Source organism: Citrobacter sp. S46_ASV_140, assembly GCF_018919545.1.
Classification (GTDB): domain Bacteria; phylum Pseudomonadota; class Gammaproteobacteria; order Enterobacterales; family Enterobacteriaceae; genus Citrobacter; species Citrobacter braakii.
Genome location: NZ_JAHLRC010000186.1, coordinates 1 through 4,961, shown reverse-complemented (window position 1 = coordinate 4,961; position 4,961 = coordinate 1). Strand labels below are relative to the sequence as shown.

The window sequence follows — 4,961 nt, the reverse complement described above, 5'->3', positions numbered from 1 at the left end:
TCATCATACTGACGCCAAGATCTTTGCGAGCTTTGCGCTTGCCATGCTCACCAAATTTAGTGACGGCCCCAAGCGGCGTAGCTTTCGACGCTTGTCCGCCTGTATTGGAGTAACACTGGGTATCCAGTACCAAAATATTGACGTTCTCGGTCAGGCTCAGGACGTGATCCAGTCCCCCAAAACCAATATCGTAAGCCCAGCCATCACCGCCAATCAGCCAGATAGATTTCTCGACCAGCGCGTCGGCATCGGTTAACAACTGCTGTGCGCCTTCGACATCTTTCAGGTGCTGGCGCAGTGCTGCAACTTGCTCACGGCGCACCTCTGGCGTAGCTTCAGCGTGCAGGGCGTCATTCAGTTCAGCCGGAATGTTATCAGCAAACTGTTCCACTAAACGCATGACGCGTACACGGTGCTGATCCACCGTCAGGCGGAAGCCCAGCCCAAACTCGGCGTTATCCTCAAACAGGGAGTTTGCCCACGCAGGCCCGCGACCATTGGCGTCGGTGGTATAAGGCGTTGAGGGCAGGTTACCGCCATAAATTGATGAACAGCCGGTCGCATTGGCGATCAGCATGCGGTCGCCGTACAACTGCGTAAGCAATTTGATATACGGCGTTTCACCACAGCCAGAGCAGGCCCCAGAGTACTCAAACAGCGGTGTTATCAACTGCGAGGTACGAATATCAATGCGTTCCAGTTTAGTGCGATCGATTTCCGGCAGATTAAGGAAGTAGTCATAGTTAACTTTTTCTTCTTCCACGTGCTCAAGGCGCGACATCATATTGATGGCCTTGATCTCCGGGTTTTGGCGATCTTTCGCCGGGCATACTTCGACGCACAGATTACACCCGGTGCAATCCTCTGGCGCAACCTGCAGGACATATTTCTGACCGCGCATATCGCGTGATTTCACATCCAGAGAATGCAGGCTGGCAGGGGCATTTTCCATCGCTTCTGGTGAAACCACTTTGGCGCGGATAGCCGAGTGCGGGCAGGCGGCTACGCAATGGTTACACTGGGTACACAGCTCTTCTTTCCAGATGGGGATCTCTTCAGCGATATTGCGTTTTTCCCAACGCGTGGTGCCCATCGGCCAGGTGCCGTCTGGCGGCAGCGCTGAAACGGGGAGGGCATCGCCCAGACCGGCGAGCATTGCCGCGGTGACGGTTTTCACGAAATCAGGTGCGGCATCAGAAACCACCGGTGGGCGATTAGCGCTATGTGGATCAACTGGCTGAAGCGCCACTTCGGCGACGGATTCACGCGCCAGGGCCAGCGCCTGCCAGTTACGTTCAACCAGATCCTGCCCTTTGCTGCTATAGCTTTTCGCAATCGCACCCTGCAATTCAGCCAGAGCGCTGTCGCCTGGTAAGATTTGCGTCAGATGGAAGAACGCCATCTGCATAACGGTGTTAATACGTGCAGCCAGACCGCACTCGCGGGCGATTTTGGCCGCATTAATCACGTAGAAACGCGCCTTCTTCTGATTCAGAACAGCCTGAACTTCCTGCGGCAGACGTGTCCAGACTTCATCCACACTGTACGGGGTATTAAGCAGGAATATACCGCCAGGTTTCAGGCGCTCAGCCATCTGATACTTATCGATAAATTGCAACTGGTGACAACCAACAAAATCGGCTTGCGACACCAGATACGCTGAGCGAATAGGTTGTTCACTAACGCGCAGGTGAGAAACCGTCAGACCGCCTGCTTTTTTCGAGTCATAGACGAAATAACCCTGCGCATACCACGGCGTAGAGTTACCGATAATCTTGATGTTGTTTTTGGTGGCCGACACGCTACCGTCACTGCCCAGCCCGTAAAACAGTGCCTCGAGCTTCGCGGTACCGGGCAGGGTGTTTTCCGGTAACGGTAGCGACAAGTTGGTGACATCATCATAGATACCGACCGTAAAGCGAGATTTCGGCTTCGCGCTACTCAGCTCATTAAAGACCGCCATGACGCAGTCCGGGCCAAACTCTTTGGAAGAAAGGCCATAACGCCCGCCAATCACGCGCGGTAGCGTTTCTCGTTCGCCGCAGTTAAAGGCTTCCGCCAGCGCGGTCATTACATCCAGATACAACGGTTCAGCTTGCGCGCCGGGCTCTTTGGTGCGATCCAGGACGGCGATGCTCCGTACCGTTTCCGGCAGAGCGCGCAGTAAATGTTTGGCAGAGAATGGGCGGAACAGACGCACTTTCAGAACGCCAACTTTCTCGCCGCGTGCCAGCAGCTCTTCGACGACTTCTTCACTGGTTCCAATCGCCGAGCCCATCAAAATAATGACGCGTTCTGCCTGCGGGTGACCGTAGTATTCAAATGGCTGGTACTGACGGCCCGTCGCAGCAGCGAAATCGTTCATCGCCTGTTCTACGTGATCGCAAACCGCGTTGTACCACGGGTTTGTTGCTTCGCGTGACTGGAAGTAGGTGTCCGGGTTCGCAGACGTACCGCGAATAACCGGATGCTCCGGGTTGAGCGCGCGCGCGCGGTGAGCATCAATTTCTGCCTGCGGCATCAGCCCGAGGATTGTGTCATCGGCCAGCGGCACTATTTTATTAATTTCATGCGATGTGCGAAAACCATCAAAGAAATGAATAAACGGGACCCGGCTTTTCAGGGTGGCCATTTGCGAAATTAGCGCAAAGTCCTGAGCTTCCTGAACGCTGCTGGCGCACAGCATTGCGCATCCCGTTTGGCGCACCGCCATCACGTCGGAATGATCGCCAAAGATGGATAATGCGTGAGTGGCAATCGTACGCGCCGCAACGTGCAGCACAAACGGAGTCAACTGACCGGCCAGTTTGTACAGCGTTGGGATCATCAGCAACAGGCCCTGCGATGAAGTAAACGACGTAGAGAGCGCACCGGTCTGCAACGCGCCGTGAACGGTCGCTATCGCACCGCCTTCCGACTGCATTTCTACGACACGAGGGGTATCCCCCCACACGTTTTTAAGCCCGTTCCCGGCCCAGGCATCCGCCTGTTCCGCCATCGTCGAACTGGGCGTAATCGGGTAGATGGCGATAACCTCGCTGGTACGAAATGCGACCGAAGCAACCGCACCATTACCGTCAATTGTGATCATACTGACACCCTTACATTGCGCAAAAAAAGGGACACGCGTAACAGCGGCGAATCCTGTAGTTATCCTTTTAGTTTAGCAAAAGCGCTAAAGACAGATTTTCGCTTTTGTGTCCCTCGAATAAACAGAATGAATGGTTTGATCAAAAGAGCAGCCAAAAAATTGCCAGAAAATGTAAACAGTGCGCATAAATGCGCATATTGCCTCTCGACGGCGGTGTTTCCGCTGCCTATTATTTATGGCTGTGTCGTTTGGTTAATATTCAGAGGGGAGTAAGATGCGCGCAGCGTTTTGGGTAGGGTGTGCCGCGTTATTATTATCGGCTTGTAGTAGTGAACCTGTTCAGCAGGCAACCGCCGCGCATGTCGCACCGGGGATGAAGGCCGCAATGTCCAGTTCTGGAGAAGCTAATTGCGCCATGATTGGGGGTTCGCTCTCCGTTGCCCGTCAGCTTGATGGTTCAGCTATCGGAATGTGTGCGTTACCCAACGGCAAACGCTGTAGTGAGCAGTCGCTTGCCGCCGGAAGCTGTGGCAACTATTAAGCCACCGCGTTTCCTACATTAAATCCGCGAGTTTATACGTCAGCGTTTGTTCTGCTGTCGCCAGTGTTAACTGGTCAGCAGTCAGATCGACCTGTGCGCCTTGCTTAAACATGTCGCTGACGATCCCGTCGAGCGCGTTAAGCTGTGGATCGGCGCACATCATGCGGGTCATCGCCATATCTTTAACCTTCAACTCGCCGTCGGACAGTTTGCCCTGACCGTGGAATTGATTACACATCTTTCCCGATACCGTCATGTTTTCGCCAAAACTCAATTCGGGTGGGTTATTAGCGACGGTGACGGCTTTACCATTCACGCTCTGCAAAACGAAGCGGTGATGCTGCAACTGTTCGCGATTGACGGAAACTTTTCCATTGCTCACGCAGCCAGCCATCAGCATGCTGAGCGCAATCAACGTGACAACTTTTTTCATTCAATTTCTCTACGTTTGTGACGGGAATACATTCAATATAATAATGATACTGAAGATTTTAGCATCGGTGATTATCTGAAAATGCCCCCCTGAATCCAGGGGAGCACAGGGATTAGAAGAGGGCGTTTGGACAGGTTTCGCCTTTGGAGATCTGTGCCAGATTTTGCAGCGTGGTCTCAGAAATGCTGGTCAATGCTTCGGCAGTCAGGAACGCCTGGTGACCGGTGAACAGCACGTTATGACAGGCCGACAGGCGGCGGAACACATCATCCTGAATCACGTCATTGGATTTATCTTCAAAGAACAGGTCGCGTTCGTTTTCATACACGTCCATACCCAGAGAACCAATTTTCTGGTTTTTCAGCGCATCGATAGCGGCTTGTGAATCGATCAATGCCCCGCGGCTGGTGTTAATAACCATCACGCCATTTTTCATTTGCTCAAAGGCTTCGTGATTGAGCAGGTGATAATTCTCCGGCGTTAACGGACAGTGCAGGGAGATGACATCGGACTCCGCGAACAGCGTTTTAAGATCGACATATTCAACGCCTAACTCTAGTGCGGCAGCGCTTGGGTAGGGATCAAACGCCAGCAGGCGCATCCCAAAACCTTTCAGGATCCGCAGTGCCGCAATCCCAATCTTACCGGTACCGATCACCCCAGCCGTTTTGCCATACATGGTAAAGCCGGTCAGCCCCTCAAGAGAGAAGTTGGCATCACGAGTACGCTGATAGGCGCGGTGAATACGGCGATTCAACGTCATCATCATGCCAATCGCATGTTCAGCGACGGCTTCGGGTGAATAGGCTGGCACACGGACGACCTGCAGGCCGAGCTCTTTTGCCGCGTCGAGATCGACGTTATTGAAGCCGGCGCAACGCAGCGCAATATATTTC

General features: G+C 53.4%; 4 protein-coding genes. 1 reads left to right on the top strand and 3 read right to left on the bottom strand.

The window, feature by feature from the left end; all coding sequences use genetic code 11:
• Positions 1–3,091: pyruvate:ferredoxin (flavodoxin) oxidoreductase (gene nifJ / locus KQJ19_RS22320; protein WP_216404171.1), on the bottom strand; the 3,091-nt coding region annotated here is incomplete at its 3' end.
• A 274-nt stretch (positions 3,092–3,365) separates the two neighbouring features.
• On the opposite strand from nifJ, the gene KQJ19_RS22315 reads away from it, so the two are divergent.
• Positions 3,366–3,632 carry a DUF333 domain-containing protein gene (locus tag KQJ19_RS22315; protein ID WP_003020360.1) on the top strand — a complete coding sequence of 89 codons (267 nt, stop codon included), beginning with the start codon at positions 3,366–3,368 and terminating at the stop codon, positions 3,630–3,632.
• Between the two features lie 13 nt (positions 3,633–3,645).
• On the opposite strand, the gene hslJ is transcribed toward KQJ19_RS22315, so the two are convergent.
• Positions 3,646–4,065 carry a heat shock protein HslJ gene (gene hslJ / locus KQJ19_RS22310; protein WP_016153186.1) on the bottom strand — a complete coding sequence of 140 codons (420 nt, stop codon included), beginning with the start codon at positions 4,063–4,065 and terminating at the stop codon, positions 3,646–3,648.
• Positions 4,066–4,177: 112 nt separating this feature from the next.
• Positions 4,178–4,961, bottom strand: a 784-nt coding sequence (locus tag KQJ19_RS22305; RefSeq protein WP_216404170.1) for a 2-hydroxyacid dehydrogenase, incomplete at its 5' end; no start/stop codon positions are given.